Source organism: Pedobacter steynii, assembly GCF_900103665.1.
In the GTDB taxonomy this organism is placed as follows: Bacteria; Bacteroidota; Bacteroidia; order Sphingobacteriales; family Sphingobacteriaceae; genus Pedobacter; species Pedobacter steynii.
The window spans coordinates 76329-96170 of record NZ_FNGY01000018.1; the positions used below are offsets into that span (position 1 = coordinate 76329).

Annotated in this window: 17 protein-coding genes; 3 read left to right on the plus strand and 14 right to left on the minus strand. The window is 41.1% G+C overall.

Features of this window, described 5'->3' with window-relative positions:
- Positions 1-41: 41 nt before the first annotated feature.
- From atpG to BLQ87_RS32105, 8 genes are all read right to left on the minus strand, one after another.
- Positions 42-926 (minus strand): ATP synthase F1 subunit gamma, encoded by an 885-nt coding sequence (atpG, locus tag BLQ87_RS32070; protein ID WP_074612991.1) that lies wholly within the window; start codon positions 924-926, stop codon positions 42-44.
- Positions 927-953: 27 nt separating this feature from the next.
- Complete coding sequence (gene atpA / locus BLQ87_RS32075) at positions 954-2528, minus strand: F0F1 ATP synthase subunit alpha (protein ID WP_074612992.1); 1575 nt, start codon at positions 2526-2528, stop codon at positions 954-956.
- 61 nt (positions 2529-2589) lie between these two features.
- A complete protein-coding gene (gene atpH / locus BLQ87_RS32080) occupies positions 2590-3138 on the minus strand; it encodes an ATP synthase F1 subunit delta (protein WP_074612993.1) in 549 nt (182 codons plus the stop codon).
- Between the two features lie 31 nt (positions 3139-3169).
- A complete protein-coding gene (atpF, locus tag BLQ87_RS32085) occupies positions 3170-3664 on the minus strand; it encodes a F0F1 ATP synthase subunit B (RefSeq protein ID WP_074612994.1) in 495 nt (164 codons plus the stop codon).
- A 76-nt stretch (positions 3665-3740) separates the two neighbouring features.
- Complete coding sequence (gene atpE, locus BLQ87_RS32090; RefSeq protein WP_062551197.1) at positions 3741-3950, minus strand: ATP synthase F0 subunit C; 210 nt, start codon at positions 3948-3950, stop codon at positions 3741-3743.
- Positions 3951-3991: 41 nt separating this feature from the next.
- Positions 3992-5122, minus strand: a complete 1131-nt coding sequence (gene atpB, locus BLQ87_RS32095) for a F0F1 ATP synthase subunit A (protein WP_074612995.1) — start codon at positions 5120-5122, stop codon at positions 3992-3994.
- A gap of 14 nt (positions 5123-5136) precedes the next feature.
- Positions 5137-5526, minus strand: a complete 390-nt coding sequence (locus BLQ87_RS32100) for a hypothetical protein (RefSeq protein WP_074612996.1) — start codon at positions 5524-5526, stop codon at positions 5137-5139.
- A gap of 44 nt (positions 5527-5570) precedes the next feature.
- A complete protein-coding gene (locus BLQ87_RS32105) occupies positions 5571-5795 on the minus strand; it encodes an AtpZ/AtpI family protein (RefSeq protein ID WP_074612997.1) in 225 nt (74 codons plus the stop codon).
- 111 nt (positions 5796-5906) lie between these two features.
- On the opposite strand from BLQ87_RS32105, the gene porW reads away from it, so the two are divergent.
- Genes porW through uvrC form a run of 3 tightly spaced genes read left to right on the plus strand, consistent with a single transcriptional unit; the run spans position 5907 to position 12754 of the window.
- Positions 5907-8705, plus strand: coding sequence for a type IX secretion system periplasmic lipoprotein PorW/SprE (porW, locus tag BLQ87_RS32110; RefSeq protein ID WP_074612998.1), 2799 nt, complete (start codon positions 5907-5909; stop codon positions 8703-8705).
- A gap of 2 nt (positions 8706-8707) precedes the next feature.
- Positions 8708-10930 carry a transglycosylase domain-containing protein gene (locus tag BLQ87_RS32115; protein ID WP_074612999.1) on the plus strand — a complete coding sequence of 741 codons (2223 nt, stop codon included), beginning with the start codon at positions 8708-8710 and terminating at the stop codon, positions 10928-10930.
- 18 nt (positions 10931-10948) lie between these two features.
- Positions 10949-12754, plus strand: coding sequence for an excinuclease ABC subunit UvrC (gene uvrC, locus BLQ87_RS32120; protein ID WP_074613000.1), 1806 nt, complete (start codon positions 10949-10951; stop codon positions 12752-12754).
- Between the two features lie 55 nt (positions 12755-12809).
- Here the strand turns inward: uvrC and porN are convergent, their stop codons facing one another.
- The 6 genes from porN to BLQ87_RS32150 form a co-directional block, all read right to left on the minus strand.
- The gene (gene porN, locus BLQ87_RS32125) at positions 12810-13688 is read right to left on the minus strand and encodes a type IX secretion system ring subunit PorN/GldN (RefSeq protein ID WP_074613001.1); all 879 of its coding nucleotides are present in this window, start codon (positions 13686-13688) and stop codon (positions 12810-12812) included.
- 8 nt (positions 13689-13696) lie between these two features.
- Entirely contained in the window at positions 13697-15235 is a 1539-nt protein-coding gene (gene porM / locus BLQ87_RS32130) for a type IX secretion system motor protein PorM/GldM (protein WP_074613002.1), read from the minus strand.
- 43 nt (positions 15236-15278) lie between these two features.
- Positions 15279-16094 carry a type IX secretion system motor protein PorL/GldL gene (gene porL, locus BLQ87_RS32135; protein ID WP_074613003.1) on the minus strand — a complete coding sequence of 272 codons (816 nt, stop codon included), beginning with the start codon at positions 16092-16094 and terminating at the stop codon, positions 15279-15281.
- Positions 16095-16130: 36 nt separating this feature from the next.
- A complete protein-coding gene (gene porK / locus BLQ87_RS32140; protein ID WP_074613004.1) occupies positions 16131-17486 on the minus strand; it encodes a T9SS ring complex lipoprotein PorK/GldK in 1356 nt (451 codons plus the stop codon).
- A 225-nt stretch (positions 17487-17711) separates the two neighbouring features.
- Complete coding sequence (locus BLQ87_RS32145) at positions 17712-18482, minus strand: uroporphyrinogen-III synthase (protein WP_074613005.1); 771 nt, start codon at positions 18480-18482, stop codon at positions 17712-17714.
- A gap of 17 nt (positions 18483-18499) precedes the next feature.
- The gene (locus BLQ87_RS32150) at positions 18500-19483 is read right to left on the minus strand and encodes a DUF4271 domain-containing protein (protein WP_074613006.1); all 984 of its coding nucleotides are present in this window, start codon (positions 19481-19483) and stop codon (positions 18500-18502) included.
- Positions 19484-19842 lie beyond the last annotated feature (359 nt).

Consider the following 19842-nt stretch of genomic DNA (forward strand, 5'->3'; position numbering starts at 1 on the left):
TATCCATGCGGATAAGGGCTTTAAATTAGATATCAGGTAAATTAACCGTTCAATGCTGCTGCACCACTTACAATCTCTGTAAGCTCTGTGGTAATCGCCGCCTGACGTGCCTGGTTGTAAGAAAGTTTTAAAGCTTTCAACAAATCACCGGCATTTTCAGTTGCTTTATCCATTGAAGTCATACGGGCACCGTGCTCAGAAGCATGAGAATCCAACACGGCTTTATACAATTGCGTCTTAATAGACTTAGGAATCAATTGTGATACGATTTCTTCCTGAGAAGGCTCAAGAATATAATCTACCAGATGCTCAGATTTTACCGCATCATCAGCTTCTGCTTTAGGCAGCGGCAACAATTGCTCAGTAGTAATGATCTGAACAGCGGCATTTTTGAACCTGTTGTACACCAACTCCACTTTATCAAACGTTCCTTTTTCAAAGCCAGCCATGATCGAATCAGTGATCTTGGTTACATTCTCAAAAGTAAGCGCTGCATATACTTCGTTGTTGTTTCCGATGACGTTATAGTTACGTTTCTCATAGAAATCCTGAGATTTCTTACCGATTGCAACGATACTTACATTACCTTTTTTGTATTGTTCGCTATATTTTTCCGCGATTAAGTTATTGGTTGCTTTAATCACGTTCATGTTAAAGGCACCAGCTAAACCACGGTTAGAAGAAACCACTACAATCAATACCTTATTTGGTTCACGTTCCTGAATAAACGGAGACGATGATCCTTCTAAGCTTGCTGAAAGATTTCCTAAGATCTCTTTTAGCTTTGTAGCATACGGACGTAGCTGAACAATCGCATTGGTCGCACGCTTCAACTTCGCAGCCGAAACCATTTTCATGGCTTTGGTGATCTGCTGTGTAGATTGCACCGATGATATACGAATTCTTACTTCTTTTAAATTAGCCATTCTTTTTTATTCTTCAGTCGAGAGTAATTAGTATTTACTGGAAAGCTCTTTTGCAACAGTTTCCAACACTCCTGTAATTTGATCATCAAATTTTCCAGCTTTTAAAGCTTTCAAAGTATCAGGATGACGTAATTCCAATTGTTGTAAATACTCAGCTTCAAACTCTTTTACTTTATTTACAGGAACTGAACGCATTAAGTTTTTAGTACCGATATAAATGATTGCTACCTGTTTCTCAACAGTCATTGGAGAGAACTGTCCTTGTTTAAGGATTTCCACGTTACGTGAACCTTTATCAAGAACTGATTTAGTAGCTGCATCAAGGTCAGAACCGAATTTAGAGAAAGCCTCTAACTCGCGGTATTGAGCCTGATCCAATTTCAATGTACCAGCAACTTTTTTCATCGATTTGATCTGCGCATTACCACCTACACGTGATACCGAGATACCTACGTTAATTGCCGGACGGATACCTGCGTTGAACAAGTTGGTTTCTAAGAAGATCTGTCCGTCAGTAATTGAAATTACGTTCGTAGGGATATAAGCAGAAACGTCACCAGCCTGAGTTTCGATAATTGGAAGTGCAGTTAATGAACCCCCACCTTTAACGATACCTTTTAATGATTCAGGAAGGTCATTCATTGCCTGAGCGATGTCATCGTTAGAGTTGATCTTAGCAGCACGCTCTAATAAACGGCTGTGAAGATAGAACACGTCACCAGGATAAGCCTCACGACCCGGTGGACGACGTAACAATAGAGACACCTCACGGTAAGCTACCGCTTGTTTAGACAAATCATCATAAACAATTAGTGCTGGTCTACCCGTATCACGGAAGAACTCACCGATCGCTGCACCAGAGAAAGGAGCATAGAACTGTAATGGAGCAGGTTCAGCAGCAGAAGCAGCAACAACAACCGTATATGGCATTGCACCGTTTTCTTCTAACGTACGAACGATGTTCGCTACAGTACTTGCTTTTTGTCCGCAAGCAACATATATACAGAATACAGGGTTACCTGCTTCGTAAAATTCTTTTTGGTTGATGATTGTATCGATACATACCGCAGTTTTACCAATCTGACGGTCACCAATAACCAACTCACGTTGACCACGACCGATTGGAATCATACCATCGATAGCTTTGATACCTGTTTGCAGAGGCTCAGTAACCGGCTGACGATAGATTACCCCAGGAGCTTTACGCTCGATCGGCATCTCATAAGTCTGGCCAATGATTGGTCCTTTACCGTCGATTGGCTCACCCATAGTGTTCACCACGCGACCTAACATACCTTCACCAACTTTGATAGAGGCGATTTTCTTAGTACGTTTAATCGTATCACCTTCTTTGATCGTGTCAGATGGGCCTAATAAAACCACACCAACATTATCTTCTTCAAGGTTCAAAACAATACCTTGTAAGCCGTTTTCAAATTCAACTAACTCACCGGATTGAACTTTAGTTAAACCATAAACACGGGCAATACCATCACCCACCTGCAATACGGTACCAACTTCTTCAAGTTCTGCTTCTGATTTAAAGCCCGCCAATTGTTGCCTGATAATTGCCGATACTTCGTCTGGTCTTACCTCTACCATAATTTTATATTATTTCTTTTGTAAATCAGTATATGTTATCTTCTATTATTAAATACTCAAGTTAAACAATTCCCTGAGCAAATTCTTTTTTAAGTTTATTCAAACCATTGGCGATACTCGCATCAAACTGCTTATCACCAACCTTTAAAATAAAACCGCCAATCAGTTTGTCATTAACTTTTTCTTTAATCACTACTTCATTAGCGCCTACTTCTTTTTTCACTATCGCTACGATCTCTGCTCTGTTTGCATCAGTCAGTTCTGTAGCTGAAGTTACCTCAGCAGTTACAATTCCTTTAATCGCATTGTATTGCTGAATGAAGGCTTTAGCTGTTCCGAATAAGATTTCAGAACGTCCTTTCTTTACCACCAGATTTAAGAAGACTTTGGTTACCGCATTTACTTTGGCTCCAAATACATTTTCCAAAATCCCAGCCTTTTTATCCAAAGGAACGATAGGGTTTTTAAGAATGGCTTCTAATTCCGGATTCTGATCAATTACCTGATCTAAAAGAACCATATCGTTTTTGATTTCTTCCAAAGCATTTTGCTCAGTAGAAAGATCTATTAACGATTTGGCGTATCTCGATGCTGCTTTATTTTCTAACATTTTTATCTAATTTGGCTAAACAAACTATCAACTAGTTTAATTCAACATCTTTTAAAAGATTAGCAACTAAATCCTGTTGGGTAGCTTTATCCTGTAATTGATTACGCAACACACGTTCTGCGATATCCAATGATAAAGTAGAAACCTGGTTTTTCAATTCTGCCAAGGCAGCTTTCTTTTGGTTTTCAATTTCAATTTTAGCCTTTTCGATTAATTTAGCGCCTTCAGTCTGAGCGGAAAGTTTAGCTTCATTAACGATACTATCTTTAAGCGTTTTTGCTTCTTTCAAGATCAAATCACGTTCAGCACGGGCAGACTTCATCAACTCCTCATTCTGAGCAGTTAAACGGGTCATTTCTTGTTTCGCCAGTTCAGCTTTATTTAAAGCCTCATCAATCGACAACTCACGTTCTTTAATTGCTGCTAAAACAGGTTTCCAGGCAAATTTTGCCAATAGGAACATTAGCAATAAGAAAGCAATGGATTGAAAGATAACTAGGCCAAATTCAGGTAATAATAATTCCATCTGATGTATATATTAATATTTTGTTCTTTTTTAACAATAAATGGTACCAGGCATTATACCTGGCACCTTTTAATTTCTAGCCATTACCCATTAGGGCAACTACTACTGCGAAAAGCGCAACAGCCTCAACGAAGGCAGCAGCGATTAACATTGCAGTTTGAATTTTAGAGGCAGCTTCTGGTTGACGAGCAATACCGTCCATAGCTGAACCACCAATGCGTCCGATACCCAGACCAGCGCCAATCGCAGCTAATCCTGCACCAATTGCAGCAATACTTCCTGTAATCATGATTTTATATATTAATTGTTGTTAAAAAATAATTCTTATTAATGGTGTTCTTCAATTGCCATTCCGATAAACAGGGCAGACAATATGGTAAAGATAAAGGCCTGGATAAAAGCAACCAATAATTCTATGGCGCCAATAAACACAGCAAACGCGATCGATACCGGGGCAATATATAAGCTGTTGAATACAAACACAAGGCAGATTAATGACAACACCAAAATGTGTCCTGCAGTGATGTTCGCAAACAAACGAATCATTAAGGCAATAGGTTTGGTAAAGATACCGAACAACTCTACCGGAACCATTACAATGTACATCCACCATGGTACATCAGGCATAAAGATGTGTTTCCAGTAGTATTTGTTACCATTGAATACCGTAAGGCAGAAAGTAGCGATGGCTAAAATCATGGTTACTGCGATGTTACCAGTTAAGTTGGCACCACCTGGTAAGAATGGGATCAGACCCAACATGTTGTTAAACCAGATAAAAAAGAATACCGTTAATAAATAAGGCATGAAGCGCTCATATTTATGTCCAAGATTCGGTTTTGCAATATCATCACGTACAAACAGGATGATCGGCTCCATCCAGGATTGTAATCCTTTTGGCGATTTCCCTACGCGTTTTTTGTAACCATTGGCTACATTGATAAATACAACAAGGAGAATGATGATCGATAAGAACAAGGTACAAACGTTCTTGGTAATGGATAAATCCAGAGGACGTTCATTTGAAGCATGATGTTTCTCATCTAAGCTCAGGAACTGTCCGTGCTCGTTAGCTGCATCAGAAGCATAATAGATCTTCTCATGCATCTTCACAAAGCGCTGGCCTTTTCTTTCCACGATCACTTTACCATCATCATCATGGTTAAAGTCAGCAGAACTGAAGTTTACAAATCCAGCTTTGGTGTACAATATCACCGGAAGATCGATATAGGTATGTCCGATTACGTGCCAGCTATGCGAATCCGCAATGTGGTGTAGTGCAAACTTACCAATGTCAAACTTTTCCTTTGCCTCTGGTTGGGCATGGGAATCTTCTGTTACTTGTGCTGTGTCAACCTGAGCAAAAGCTGCGGGTGTAACAGAAAAAAACGCTAAAAACAGCGTAAAAACAACAATTAACCTTTTCACTTTAAACTCAAAAACGTGGCTACAATCCATTTACTCGCAGATTTTTACTTTTTATTTTGGTGGCGCAAGTTACGTAACAAACAGTATATTTCAAAGAAGCTGAACAATAAATATAAAGAAAAAAAATTCAGGACGAAAACAAAGCCGTTTTCCTTGCTCTTTAAGCTGTAAATCAGCACAAAAGCCATAGAAAAAATCATCTTCAGTGCAATTGATCCCATAATTGCCATAATTCCCGTCTCCGGGTTCTTTTTTATCCCTAAATCAGCAAGAATATAAGCGATGAAGGTAATGCTCGCTAAAAAGCCAAACACCAGCCAGAACTTCTTTACCAGAATCAGCTGCTCAGGAAAAATAACAGGAAGGAAATAAGCAATCACAGCCAGAACAAAGCTGTATAACAGATAATATAAGGTAAACCGCGTTAAACTCAAATCAGTAATTTTTTACAAAAGTAGGGAATTACTGCGATTTTAAATCATGAGTCGTTATTTTTATTCAGTTGTTTTACAACCTGATACAAAGATATAATTACACCAATAAGGCTCAGAATTGCCGTGAAGATTGGCGTCTTACTGTGCCTGTATTCATCAATTTTATAACCTGCAAAGGCAAATAAGCCTATTGTGGCCAGCATTTGAAAACTGACAGAAGAATATTTAGCGAAATTATTTATGTTCTTTTTCTTTTCGTTTGGCTCCATCTTAATTAAATCTCCTACAAATAAAACCCATTTTGTTAAGAAGTTATTGCTGAATAAAATACTTTTGCATATATTTTGTTGTTATAAGCTTTTAACTCAATCAGCATTTTTTTGGAAAATTACGCAATCAACTCTCTAAAGATAACGCTATTTATCTTTTGTTCCGGTATCCTATACTCCTGCAGTTCACATAAAGATACTGCCGGAAGCAGGGCTATGCAGAACCTCACCTCCCGTTACAATTACATCTACAATGCAAATGTCATCCTCAGCCAGCATCAGCAGGAACTTACGGAAGGCTATGCAGACAATTACGATGAAATCCTCCCAGTCTATGTCAGCCCGGAGAAATACGATGTATTCAATAGTCAGCCGGCAGAAAGCATGCCTGCTATGGATGAGATCATCAAGAAAGCAAGGGTAATCCTCCTGGAAAAAAGCTTCGGTAATTATGTAGATGAGTCTTATCTCCTGCTGGGAAAAGCAAACTTCTATAAACAGAATTATTTCAACTCCTCAGAATATTTCGACTATACCGCCAAAAACTTCCCCAACAATAAGAAAAGTTATATTCAGGCTTTAGACTGGAAAGCACGAAGTCTGATGCAGCTCAGTAAATACAGTGAAGCCGCCTTAGTGCTCGATACTTTATCTATTGCCATTTCCGAACAAAAAAAGAACAAAGCAGATCCACTGGCAACAATCGCCCAGATCTATATCCACCAGCGGATGCCGCTTGAGGCCATCAATGCCTTAAAAGAAGCGATAAAGTCCAATTCAACCGGTGCCGAACGCGTGCGCTGGACCTATATCCTGGCGCAGCTCTCTGAGCAGCTGGAAAACTATCCGGAAGCACTACTTTATTACCGGAAAGTAGAAAAAAGCAGTGCTCCTTTCGAAATGTACTTTAATGCCAACTTAAACCGCATTAAGCTCAACGCCTTTATGAGTGGTGTCAAATTAAACAAACAAGACCAGTTACTTGCCCTGCTTAAAGACGATAAAAATGAAGATTACCATGACCAGATCTATTATCAGGTAGCGGAAACGTATATCAGAGACGGGAACTTCGATCAGGCAAAAAAATATTATCAGCTGTCTGTGCGCAACAGTACAAAAAACAACTATCAGAAAGGCCTGTCTTATTTAAAAATCGCAGACCTTAACTTCAAACACTTCAGGGATTACCGGGCTGCAAAAGCGTACTACGACAGTACGACGAATACCCTGCCTAAAACATATCCGGGTTATGAGCTGATTCTCAAGAAAAATCAAAACCTGCAATACCTGACCGACCGCTATGAGATAATTTCATCGGAAGACACCCTTCAATCCATCGCAAAGCTTCCTGAAGCGGAACGTATGGCGAAGGTCAACCTGATGGCAAACCCCCTGATCGCATCTGCCAAAACCACTGAAAGTTACACTGCTAACCCTCTGGACCCATTCCAGAACAGCAATGATAAACGATCTAAAAACAAAAACACCAGCAGTACCTTCTATTTTGCAAATTCCAATGCCATCAGTACCGGTTACAATGAATTCAAGAAGAAATGGGGCAACAGGAAGCTGGAAAACAACTGGCGTCAAAGCATCCGTTCATCTGCTCAGGAAACCATCCAGGACATCAACAAAAATTACAGCACGAACAATGGCAAAGTAGCCGGAGGTCCGGATAGTCTCCTTGCTGCTGCACCTGATTCTGCGGCAAGAATTAAAGCCATTACCGCATCGCTCCCAATTACACCAGAGTTAATGGTCAAGTCAGATCAAAAGATCATTGATGCCTATCATGAAATTGCCAATTTCTATCTTCAGGAATTAAATGATCCCAAAGAGGCTGCTGAGATCTATCAGATCCTGCTGGACCGTTTTCCAAACAACAACCGCCTGGCTTCTATTTATTACGGCCTGTTCCTGGTGAACAAAACGCTTGATCCTGCAAAAGCTGAAGTCTTTAAAAACAAAGTACTGAAGGACTATGCCTCTTCTACTTATGCAAAGACCATTCTTGATCCTTCCTTCTCTTTGAGACAATCGGAAATGGAAACTGTAATCAATAAAAAGTACAACGACCTTTTCGACCTGTATGAGAAAAAGGATTTCAGTGCTGTGATTCAGCAGGCTGATGAAATTTTAGCTGCAAGTCCTGAAAACTACCTCGCTCCGCAATTCGCCTATCTGAAAGCCATTGCCGTAGGAAGAACAAACCATGTGGACAACCTGATTACAGAATTTGAAAAGATCAACACAAACTTTACAGAAGATAAACTGATCGTTCCATTGGTAAAAGAACACCTTGGCTATATCAATCAGCACCTGGAAGAGTTCAAAAAGCGGCAAATTGCGCTGATTGACTTTGATCCGAACGAGCCTAAGTTCTTTGGACAACAATTCCCGGCAACAGCAGTCGTTAGCCCTCCTGTTACCAATGCGAAACCTCTTACCCCTACCAAAACTGCGCAACCTGCAGTAACACCAGCGGTAGTACCTCCAACAGAAAAGGTGGTTACGGCAGAAAAACCTGTTGCCCCGGTAAAAGTAGCAGGCATTTTTAGCACGGCAGTTTCAACTATCTATTATTATGTAGTACACGTGTCTGATGGCTCTTTAACCCTTAGTTCTTCCCGTTTTGGTATCGGACAATTCAACCGTGGAAACTATGCGGAGAACAATCTGCGACATCAATTGAAGGAATTTGACAATGATCAGCTTATATTTGTAGGAAACTTTGGTACTTTCGACGACGCAAAAACATATGCGGAGGGAATCGATCCACAGTTAAAACAAATCATGAAGGTCCCTGCGAACCTTTATAAAAGCTTTATCATTAGCAAAGAAAACTTCGAGAAGCTGAGCAGCAAGGACATTCTGGATAAATACCAGGAATTTTATAAAAACAATTATTAAAAATGAACAAACCACTTTCGCAAGAAGACATCAGAAAGTACAATTTTAGACTTTGGAAAGTATTAATTGCCGGAATCGTTTTATTTGCTCTCTTCATTATTGCAGTAGGTTTTGGCTTGTTCGGTGAACTGCCTTCTTTCAGAGATATTGAACATCCAAAAAGCAATCAAGCCTCTGAAGTGGTTACCGAAGAAGGAAAAGTTCTGGGCACATATTTCGTTCAGAACCGTTCTAATGTGACTTACCCTGCGATCTCCCCGAATGTGATCAATGCCTTAATCGCTACTGAAGACATCCGGTTCAAAGAACATTCAGGAATTGATTTCAAGCGTACCTTTACGATATTTCTATATGCCATCATAGGAAAAAAACAAGGTGGAAGTACCATCACCCAACAGCTGGCATTGAACCTTTTCTCCGAAGAAGGCCGTCAAAAAAACTTTGCCAAGCGTCTTTTACAGAAATTCCAGGAATGGGTAATTGCCGTTAAATTAGAGCGTAACTATACCAAGGAAGAGATCATCGTGATGTATTTAAATACTGTCGACTTTGGCAATCAGGCTTATGGTATCAAATCTGCAGCAAGGGTTTATTTTAACACCACTCCCGATAAATTATCAGTAGGGCAGGCGGCAACCTTAGTAGGCATCCTGAAAGGGATTTCCAGGTATTCTCCTACCCGTAATCCGGACCGTTCCCTAGCCCGTAGAAATACCATTATGGGCTTAATGGTAAAGGCCGATTTTCTGACGGAACCTGATTTTGAAAAAGAAAAAGAAAAACCGCTTGCTTTACATTTCAGTGCGGCAACTGTAAATGATGGTATTGCGCCTTATTTCAGGGCAGTCTTAAAAAACGACATCAAGAAAATCTTTCAGGATCGCTCCATTCTTAAATCGGATGGGACGCCCTATGACCTGGACAGAGATGGATTGAGAATTACCACCACCATTAATTACGACATGCAGGTGTTTGCCGAAGAGGCGCAAAAAGAATACATGAAAACCTTACAGGTTTCTTTCAATAACAGCTGGAAAGGACGCAATCCTTTTAAAGGCAAGGAAATGCAGATTGAGCAGGGTGTGAGAAGATCAGACCGCTACAAAGCATTACAGCTGGAAGGAAAATCAAGTGAGGAAATTAAGGCTGATTTCAATACCCCTACCCGACTGAGTATTTTCACCTGGAGAGGAAATGTGGATACCTTGATGAAGCCCATTGACTCTGTAAAATATTATAAGCTACTCCTGAGAAATGCCATGATGGCCATGGACCCACAATCCGGATATGTGAAAGCATGGGTTGGTGGAATCAATTACGAACATTTCAAGTATGACCAGGTAAAAATGGGAACAAGGCAGGTAGGTTCCACCGCCAAGCCTTTTACCTATACCGTAGCCATCGAAAACGGATATTCTCCTTGTTTCAGTGTGCTCAACGAACCGGTAACGATTGAAGTGCCGGGAAGTGCCCCGTGGACACCAAGGTCTTCAGGGACGGTTCCCGGATACCTGACTTTGCAAAAAGCATTGGCCCTGTCGCAAAATTATATCGCGGCATTCCTGATGAAACAGGTAGGCCCGATACCCGTAGCTACTTTAGCTAAAAAAATGGGGATTACCTCAGAAGTTCCCGCTTATCCATCCATTGCATTGGGTTCTTTTGATGCCTCAGTGTATGATATGGTAGGTGCGTATAGCGTATTTGCCAATAAAGGCGTCTGGAATAAACCGACTTATATCTTAAAAATAGAAGATAAAAACGGGGTGGTATTGTACAGTGAAAAACCTATTCCGGTTCCGGCAATATCGGAGGAAGTGGCTTATGTGATGACCAGAATGCTCCGTGGTGTAATTACCAATGGAACAGGATGGCGACTGGCGGGCAGATTCGGTGTAACCGGACCTATCGGCGGAAAAACAGGTACCACCAATGCCAACTCTGATGGCTGGTTTATGGCGATTACCCCTCAATTGGTAGCTGGTGTATGGACCGGTTGTGAAGACCGTGCTTTCCACTTTACCAGTACCGCACAGGGTGATGGAGCCACGACAGCCCTTCCCATCTATGCAGGTTTTATGAAACGCGTATATGCCAGTTCTAAGCTGAAGATGAGTAAAGCCGACTTTGAACCACCTAAAAACGGAGTATCCATTACTTTCGACTGTAACCAGTACCAACAACAGGAACAGAAAACTGAACTGGACGAGAAATTAGGCTTCTAATCATTTTAACAAATTCCCATGAGTGCTTTTGATTATAAAAAGGTATTGGCCGATATTCCGCATAAGCCTGGTGTTTACCAGTATTGGGATATAGAAGATACCCTGATATATATCGGCAAAGCCAAAGACCTGAGAAACAGGGTTGGTTCTTATTTCAATCAGGATAAACAGCTGAACGGGAAAACCAAAGTTCTCGTTTCCAAGATCAGGAAGATCACCTTCACCATTGTGGATACGGAGATTGATGCCTGGCTGCTGGAAAACAGCCTGATCAAAAAGCATCAGCCGAGATACAACATCATGCTAAAAGATGATAAGACCTATCCATGGATTATCATCAAGAAAGAACCTTTTCCAAGGGTATTCTGGACGAGAAACAGGGTAAAAGATGGTTCTACTTATTTTGGGCCCTATGCCTCTGGAGGCATGATGCACACCATTCTGGACCTGATTAAAGAAACTTACACCCTCCGGACCTGTAACCTGCCCCTTACGGAGAAAAACATCAGTGCCGGCAAGTTTAAAGTTTGTCTGGAGTACCAGATCGGAAATTGTAAAGGGCCGTGTCAGGCTTACCAGGCTGAGGAAGAATACAACAGAAATATTGAAGAAATAAAAGACATCCTGAACGGAAAGATCGGGAATGTCATCAAAGATGTAAAACAGATCATCAGGGACGCAGCGGCGGAACTCAACTTTGAATACGCCCATCAATACCAGAGAAAGCTGGTGGTCCTCGAGAAATATCAGAGTAAATCTACGGTAGTGAGCAGCGCCATCACCAATATTGATGTTGTGAGTATTGCCTCTGATGAGCGTTATGCTTTTGTGAATTACCTGAAAATCATGAATGGCAGCATCATTCAGACCCAGACCATCGAGATCAAAAAACGACTGGACGAGACCGATGAGGAGCTGTTAACCATTGCCATCACGGAATTCAGAACCAAATTTAACAGTACCTCCAAGGAAATTGTTGTTCCATTTGAAATCATACTTGAAGATAAAAACATCCGGTTTACTGTTCCCAAACTTGGGGAAAAGAAAAACCTGCTGGAGCTCTCTCAGAAAAATGTCTTGTTTTTCAGGAAGGAAAAGCTGAACCAGTATGAGAAGCTGAATCCGGATTTAAGAACCGACCGCATTTTAACGCAAATGCAAAAGGACCTGAGTTTAACCCAGCTGCCCAAACATATCGAATGTTTTGACAACTCCAACTTCCAGGGTAAGTATCCCGTTTCGGCAATTGTGGTTTTCAAAGATGCCAAACCTTCAAAAAAGGATTACCGGCATTTCAATGTGAAAACCGTGGAAGGCCCCAACGATTTCGCGACCATGGAAGAGGCCGTTTTAAGGCGATATAAGCGTATGTTGGAAGAAGAGGGAACATTGCCTCAGCTCATCATCATTGATGGTGGTAAAGGACAGCTATCCTCTGCAATGACAAGTTTAAAAAAACTAGGGATAGACAAGAAGGTGGCCGTGATCGGAATCGCGAAGCGACTGGAGGAATTGTTCTTCCCCGGAGACCCTTACCCGTTATACCTTGATAAGAAATCTGAAACGCTTAAAGTTATCCAGCAACTGAGGGATGAAGCGCATCGCTTCGGCATTACCTTCCACCGGAAGAAAAGAGATCAGGGCACACTAAAAACGGAGCTGGAGCAAATAGAAGGCATTGGAAAAACGACGGCCGACAAGCTCTTGCGTCATTTCAAATCCGTAAAAAAGATTGCGGAGGCCGAAGAATCAGAACTACAGAAAGTCCTCAATAAGGCACAACTCCTCGCCTTAACGAATTATTTCAATAAAGATAACGCATAAAAAAATCCGGTCCCCTAACAGAAGACCGGATTTTTTATGCGATGACTTTTGGAAACTAATATTCCCAAAGGCTTTGTTCAAAATCTGCGATAGATTTCTTAATCTTTTCTGATTCGTATAGTTTCCTCGGATCCTTAGGATCTGTTAAGCCCAGCATATCTGTAATGTTTTTATTGCCTGGATTTGTTTCCTTCACGATATAGCTCGAGAACAAACGTCTGACAAAGAAATCATCAAAGGTCAGGACTGAGGCATCATTACCCGGATTCATCAGCTTTTTCTTGGTCAGCAATTCTCTGGCATCATCATAATAGATCCAAAATACCGGCTGCCAGTTTCCTTCTACCATTTTCATCGGTGCAAGACCTACGATTCGGGGTTCAAAAATAGAGCGTTTGGTGTCCAGAATCCAGTCTTCTTTGATCCTGTATTTCTGGAACTCATCCGATCTCAGCTTTTTTAAAGTAGGTTCAGCGATCTTTCCGGTCGTGGCATCAGGAGTTCCCTCGGTCACGCCGCGCAAGTTCTGAAGTGCCTGTTGTGCCGTTAAAGCAATTTTAAAGGAATCATTATCCTCCAGAATTTTCCCTGCAACCGTATCTTTTGAAGAGTAAGCAGTAAGTTCTTCATTGGTGATCGCTTCCATCAACACGTCGATCAGTTTCGCATTCTCCGCTTTCAGAACAGAGTTAATCGTATCTCTAAGATCAATCTCGCGCCAAACGCGTTTTGAATAGTACACATCTTCTTCCCTTACATCAGCATATGGAACCATTACGGCACTATCCACATCCTTTCTGGCCGAAAAGCCATCTTTAGGCGGCGTTTTTATCTTTGTTTTTTTCAAGGGTTTTACTGCGGGAGGGATGCTATCCTGTGCAGAAGCTCCGATTCCTAATAACAGTAATAACGCAATACTTAAAATATTTTTCATGTTCCCTCCTATTTTGCACTAAATGTGATGCCGTCTAAAACCTTCTGACGGCCATCAGGCCCTTCACACACAATGTCTTTAAAGATCACCGTTGCTCCTGGCTTGATCGAATTCAAGGCCCCTTTTACCTGGCCACTAAATCCACCACCACTATTCTGTATCGTAACCGCGTCGGATCTCGGATTGATAAATGTTGCCGAGAACCTGATCACTCTGTATTTAACATCAAAAACAAAATCATCCAGCTGTGTATCCATCAGACCAGCACTTTCCAGCCATTCCAGATCCACACTTCCGCCTGATTTACCTTTTACCAATGCTTTAGGCGTCGGTAAAGCTTTCACCCTGAACCTTTGTGATCCCAGGTTTAAAGTCTTTCCGCCACTTGATGCCGAAACATTGATGTTTAATTCTTTTCCAACCTGGCTACCCGCTACGTTGACCGTATATTTACCATTGCCACCAGAGATCGTCCCACCATCCATACTCGCCTTTACACTTTCCAGAGGAAAGCCCGCAGCTGATACAGAAAAAGGATTGGGGATACCTGCATAGATCACGTTCATTTTATCCGGTGATACTGTTGCGGAGGGTTTCGCTACCTGGTAAGTCTGTTCCGGGGTTTTATACTCCATCACTTTACCATCGGTTTGTTTTACACGGATCGTTCCAACCCATTTAAATACCCCGACACTTCCGGTACCTCCTGTATATACCCCTTTACCATCTTTTACAGACAGCGGGTTCGAATTTACAGAGATTTCAGGGCTGGAACGGGAATCGCTCGCCGTTAAAAACACCTGAGCAGTATAAGGTTGTCCCTGAATCACATAGGAACTTGGCGCCACTGCAACTGCATCAAACTGATCCAGATTTACCAGTGCTTTGTCCATATTTCCGAACAATTTCTTGACTACTTCTGCTTCTGCATTTTTTACGTCAGACTGCAGTTTCGTCAGAATCGTATTTGCAGCGGTAAGCGGCGTTCCTTCACCAAAGTTGATGTCTGCCCAGTTTTTCTTACCATTTACCGCTTTCACAGCATTCTTAGCTTCGAGTGAAAAGGTAATTCCTTTACGGTCTTCCGGCTTAAGTAACGCAATTAGTTTCTCACGGGTTTCATTGATTTTCACCTGTAGCTTGTCACCTTCTTTCTGATTGATCATGATTCCCTGAGCAATATCCATATTGGAACGCTCGGTTAGATCGCCTGTTTCCGGGTCGATGCCTTTTCCGGCAACCGCAAACTGGTCTTTCAGCTTCTGGATATAATTGCTCAGCTCATCGGCATAAGCTTTCGCCTTATTGGCGCTTTCCCAGATGGGTTGTGCCCTTGCAGGCTCATCTTTAAGTTTAGTATTCTGAAATGCAGCAAACAATTGTTCAATGCTGAGATTGACATTTGTTTTTGAAGTCACCAAGCTGTCGTTGATGTTCTTAAAAGCATTAAGGATAGTATCTGATACGTTTAAAGCAAGCATAGCTAACAATACCAAATACATGATATTGATCATCTTCTGCCTTGTCGTTTGTTTTCCTCCGGCCATTATTAATTAGGTCTATGATTAAATGATAACTAATTAAATATGCTTATACACGTGGCTGATTCATGGCAGACAACATGTTGCCATAGATCGCATTTAATGAAGATAGATTTTTAGCAAGCTTACCTACTTCATCTTTAAACTGCTTGGAATCTTCCATAGACTCATTGAAGTTATTCATCGTCAGGGAAAGGTTCTGATAGAACTTATTCATTGACTTCAGATGTGCGCTTGAATCCTGTAATTCCAGTTCGTAAACTGCGTTTAAGGCAGAAAGGTTTTTCGCAAGGGCATTCACCTGTGAATGATAGGCCTGAGAAGCGCCTGTACTTTCTCCAATTTCGACCAATTGTGCCGTTGCTTTTGAGAAGGCACCGTTTAAAGAATCAAAACTTGCAGAAGCCGTTTTCAGTTTAGTGGTAAATTCATTTGTTGCTGTCGACGCGTCTGCTACATTAGAAATTGCAGCTACTTTATCTCCAAAGGTACGTAATCCTGTACCCAGGCTTTCGATCAGCTCAGGTCCTACCTTCGCATCTGCCAGCATTTTATCAAGAGCAGCAGTAGAAGAGAAGGACGCAGCCGGCTGAGCAGCAGCTCTCGCTGAAGATGTCGGCAATTCCCCATCATAATCAGCTCTTAATTCCGGATATACCTTTTCCCATTCCGGTTCCGGTTCTGGCTGGATAAAACCGGTTAAAGCAAATAAAATTGCTTCGACGCCTAATCCAATCCCAATCATGTAATTGCCCCAAACCCCACCTAAGTGAAGGATTTTAAAGAGTGCTCCAAGAATTACTACGCTGGCACCAAGCGATATCGCCAGGTGCATCTTATCGAATTTACGTTTTGCTGCTGCCATTTTCTTTTAAGGATGAAGAGGTGCTATGTGTTGTTTTTAGTTTCTATTCTTGATGTCGGAACCCGGGTAAGCAGAGATACACCTGAAGCCAATATATGACCTCGCCTGATCCTGATACTCATAGGTACCCACAGAATTCTGAAGGAAGAATCCAATGTCTTTCCATGATCCTCCTCTAACCACTTTACGTTTCAGGTATTTGCTGTCTGAAGCTTTCGCCACGTAAGTAAAGTTCGGGTTAAAATCCAGCAATAAAGGTGCTGCGGATTGATTATAAGCGGTAACCGTCCATTCGGCTACGTTACCAGCCATATTGTATAATCCGTAATCATTCGGGAAATAAGATTTTACGTTTACGGTATATAAACCGCCATCATCAGAATAATTTCCACGTCCTACTTTAAAATTAGCCTGCATACATCCTTTGGTATTGCGCACATAAGGGCCACCCCATGGATATTTCGTTTTCACATTACCACCTCTTGCTGCATATTCAAATTGCGCATCACTTGGCAACTGATATTCAGGTCTTGAATTCAAGGGTTGTTTTCTCGATACGGCAACGGATTCGTAGAAACGGGTGCGCCATACACAAAAAGCAGTAGCTTGTTCCCAGTTTACACCAACCACAGGGTAATCGTCGTAAGAAGGGTGATTAAAATAAGTTTTGACCATCGGGTCATTCTGTGAGTAAGAATAATCGATTTTCCAAACCAGCGTATCAGGGTAAACGTTTACCGAAGGAAACTGATTTGATTTGGCAGGGTCAGGAAGGTCTGTATAAGTAAGGATAAAATCCTGTCTTTTTTTGGTCGGGTCATTTCTGCCTTCGGCAGCCAGATCAGAACTTTTATAACTGTAAGCATATTTAAGCTTTCTTACATCAATTTCATTTCTACCTGGTAATGCATCTGCTCCGCTATAGTACATATCGGTCAGTTTAGTACCAAGACCACCTGATTTGGTGCTCCATAGGTTGGAACCGTTTCCAACTTTCCTCCAGTCGATATAACGTTCAGAAACGGAGGTTGGCTGTCCGGTAGGTACTGGCTTATAATAGGCGGCAGCACCGCTTGGGCCCAAAGAAGTGATGGCCACAGAATCTCTTACCCAGTTTACAAATTGTCTGTATTCTGCATTAGAAATCTCGGTCTGGTCCATGAAGAAAGCGCTAAATGAGGTCATTCGGCTTGGAGAGCTTTGAGAGTTGTTAATGTCTTCGTCAGACATTCCGATCAGTGTCCGTCCGGGAGGTACGTATACCATTCCTAAGGGAACCCGGTTGTTTTTGAACTTTTTATTGTATACTCCAACCAATTCTCCCTGTCCGCCTTTTCCGCAGCTGGCCAATAGTATTGTAGCAATAAATCCAAAAAAGTAGATATTTCTCATCATATAGTCAGACAATTTTATAGCAATTTTATAGATTAAGATTCACATAAACAACTATTAGACTATAAAAATGCGACTAAAAGCAATAATGAACAAAGTTATCCGTTCATTCGTCTACACCAATCCCCTGTCAGAAAGTACTTTCTCCTAAAAATTAAAAAGTACTAACTTCCGAAAAAAAACTGCAAAATAAAAACTGTAAGCTACAAAAAATATAAGCTAATACTATTTGTTTGATTTTTTGATATAATTCTCAATAGCCATGATCATAGACGGTGCTTCCGGTGAAGGAGCCGCGATATCTACCATTAATCCTGCATCCGTTACCGCTTTATGTGTATTTACGCCAAAAGCAGCGATACGGGTGTTATTTTGCTTAAAATCAGGAAAATTGGTAAACAATGACTGGATACTGGAAGGGCTAAAAAATCCGATCACGTCATAGAAAACTTCGGCCAGATCTGAAAGGTCAGACACTACTGTTCTGAACAATACCGCTGGTGTAAAGTCGTATCCATTTTTTTGAAGGAAATTCATGGTATCTTCCGTTGCCATATCAGAGCATGGGTATAGGAATTTCTCATTGGCATGTTTTTTCAACACTTCAGCCAGGTCGGCTGCAGTCTGTTTACCAAAGAAGATTTTACGTTTTCTATACTGAATGTATTTTTGCAAATACAGGGCGGTAGACTCTGAAATACAGAAATATTTCAGGTCAGCAGGAACCTCATATCTCATTTCTTCGCAAATTCTGAAGAAATGATCTACTGCATTTCTGCTGGTGAACACTACTGCAGTAAAATCACCCAATGTGATTTTGTCCTTTCTGAAGTCTCTGGCTGGAACTCCTTCAACATGAATGAATGATCTAAAATCAATTTTCAGGTTGTACTTCTTTGCCAAATCAAAATAAGGAGACTTCTCTGTTTCTGGTTTTGGTAAGGTGATTAATATACTTTTAACCTTACGCAACCTATCTTCTGTCTTTTCTTGCATTTTACCTAATTACCGCTTTAAAATCCTATTGCCTTGATTAATATTAATATAGGGCAAATTTCGAGGGCACAAAAGTACAGAAATAAATAGACTTTAGAAAATCTATAATGAGATAAAATATTAATTCCTGCACGGATAAACTGGAAAGTAAAAATAATTGCAAGAAGTACAAAAGAAGCTGCCACATAGTAAGGCCCATACCTTAAAGGAGATAAGGCAAAAGCAATTACCAATGGAATGAACACCAGGGAAAGATTAAAGTAACTTAAATATAATATAGAAACATATTCATTTACGGCTTTCTGCACATCAAAAAGGTAGCCTAATATCCGTAAAATGATAATTTTAAAGACGTATAAGACCACTATAAGTATCGAAATACTTACATAAAACTGGAATCCGCTGCTCGAAAAAGTAACGTGATAATACTGGGAAACCAGGTAAAAAAACATGCCCAAAGTAAAGCCAAACTGCACAAATAAAAGGAGAAAAGGCCATGAGGTAAACAGGTTATCTTCCTTGTTCAGGTTATTCAGAATCCGGTTACTAAAAAACGATTGGATGATGCTTTGTAATTGCTTGGAAAAGGAGATCCTGAGGGCCGAAAATATGGCCAGTAATACCGCCAGAACCCCAAGAATCCACAGGTCTCCTTTTGGAACTGGTTTCCCTGTCCGGAAAGGGCTGCTCTTTTTTATCGTCCCGATTTCCTGATACCGGTTAAAGAGGTTCGTGCGCCTGGAAACATTTGCTTTCAGGATACTGTCTATAATGATGTTCTTATTGATCAGAGCATCCGGCAGCATCCAGGTATGCGTCATGATGGAGTCTGTTACGAACTGCTTCCTCGCATAATACGCGGCATCCTTCACTATTTTCTTAGGATAAACCGATCGTGCCGGTAAAGTATCCACCGGAATGGGCGGAACCTGAGCATACCCTTCATGAAGGCCTGCAACAAAAATAAATAGGAGCAGCAGGATGATGCGGTTTAAATTCATTGCTGCAAATTTAGTTTTTTATTGTATTAATTCTGAAAAGGTTTTTACTTCCCGAACCTTGCTTTTAAAAAAGGAAAAACCCAGCGCTAAAGGCTGAGCTCAAAAAAGAGGAAGCTGGAAACTGCTGCGGAAAAAGAAGGAATTAAGGCCGGATCAAACGCGTTGCTGACCCGCCTTTAACACGCTTCTCACCGAGTTAGCACCGAGTATAGACCGAGGTTAGAGCCTGGTCAGACCTTGTATAGCTGGAGCCGGATTAAGCGCTGTCTTATCCGTGTATGGCTATACAGGTTATTGAATTAATTTTAAATTGACTATACATGCAAATTTGTTATTCCTGATCGGGTTATACAAGTTTG

What these genes read in the sequence shown, in the direction of transcription:
- atpG (WP_074612991.1), bottom strand. Translation starts at nt 926, where the DNA reads ATGGCTAATTTAAAAGAAGTAAGAATTCGTATATCATCGGTGCAATCT.
- atpA (WP_074612992.1), bottom strand. Translation starts at nt 2,528, where the DNA reads ATGGTAGAGGTAAGACCAGACGAAGTATCGGCAATTATCAGGCAACAA.
- atpH (WP_074612993.1), bottom strand. Translation starts at nt 3,138, where the DNA reads ATGTTAGAAAATAAAGCAGCATCGAGATACGCCAAATCGTTAATAGAT.
- atpF (WP_074612994.1), bottom strand. Translation starts at nt 3,664, where the DNA reads ATGGAATTATTATTACCTGAATTTGGCCTAGTTATCTTTCAATCCATT.
- atpB (WP_074612995.1), bottom strand. Translation starts at nt 5,122, where the DNA reads ATGGATTGTAGCCACGTTTTTGAGTTTAAAGTGAAAAGGTTAATTGTT.
- BLQ87_RS32105 (WP_074612997.1), bottom strand. Translation starts at nt 5,795, where the DNA reads ATGGAGCCAAACGAAAAGAAAAAGAACATAAATAATTTCGCTAAATAT.
- BLQ87_RS32115 (WP_074612999.1), top strand. Translation starts at nt 8,708, where the DNA reads ATGAACAAACCACTTTCGCAAGAAGACATCAGAAAGTACAATTTTAGA.
- uvrC (WP_074613000.1), top strand. Translation starts at nt 10,949, where the DNA reads ATGAGTGCTTTTGATTATAAAAAGGTATTGGCCGATATTCCGCATAAG.
- porN (WP_074613001.1), bottom strand. Translation starts at nt 13,688, where the DNA reads ATGAAAAATATTTTAAGTATTGCGTTATTACTGTTATTAGGAATCGGA.
- porM (WP_074613002.1), bottom strand. Translation starts at nt 15,235, where the DNA reads ATGGCCGGAGGAAAACAAACGACAAGGCAGAAGATGATCAATATCATG.
- porL (WP_074613003.1), bottom strand. Translation starts at nt 16,094, where the DNA reads ATGGCAGCAGCAAAACGTAAATTCGATAAGATGCACCTGGCGATATCG.
- porK (WP_074613004.1), bottom strand. Translation starts at nt 17,486, where the DNA reads ATGAGAAATATCTACTTTTTTGGATTTATTGCTACAATACTATTGGCC.
- BLQ87_RS32145 (WP_074613005.1), bottom strand. Translation starts at nt 18,482, where the DNA reads ATGCAAGAAAAGACAGAAGATAGGTTGCGTAAGGTTAAAAGTATATTA.
- BLQ87_RS32150 (WP_074613006.1), bottom strand. Translation starts at nt 19,483, where the DNA reads ATGAATTTAAACCGCATCATCCTGCTGCTCCTATTTATTTTTGTTGCA.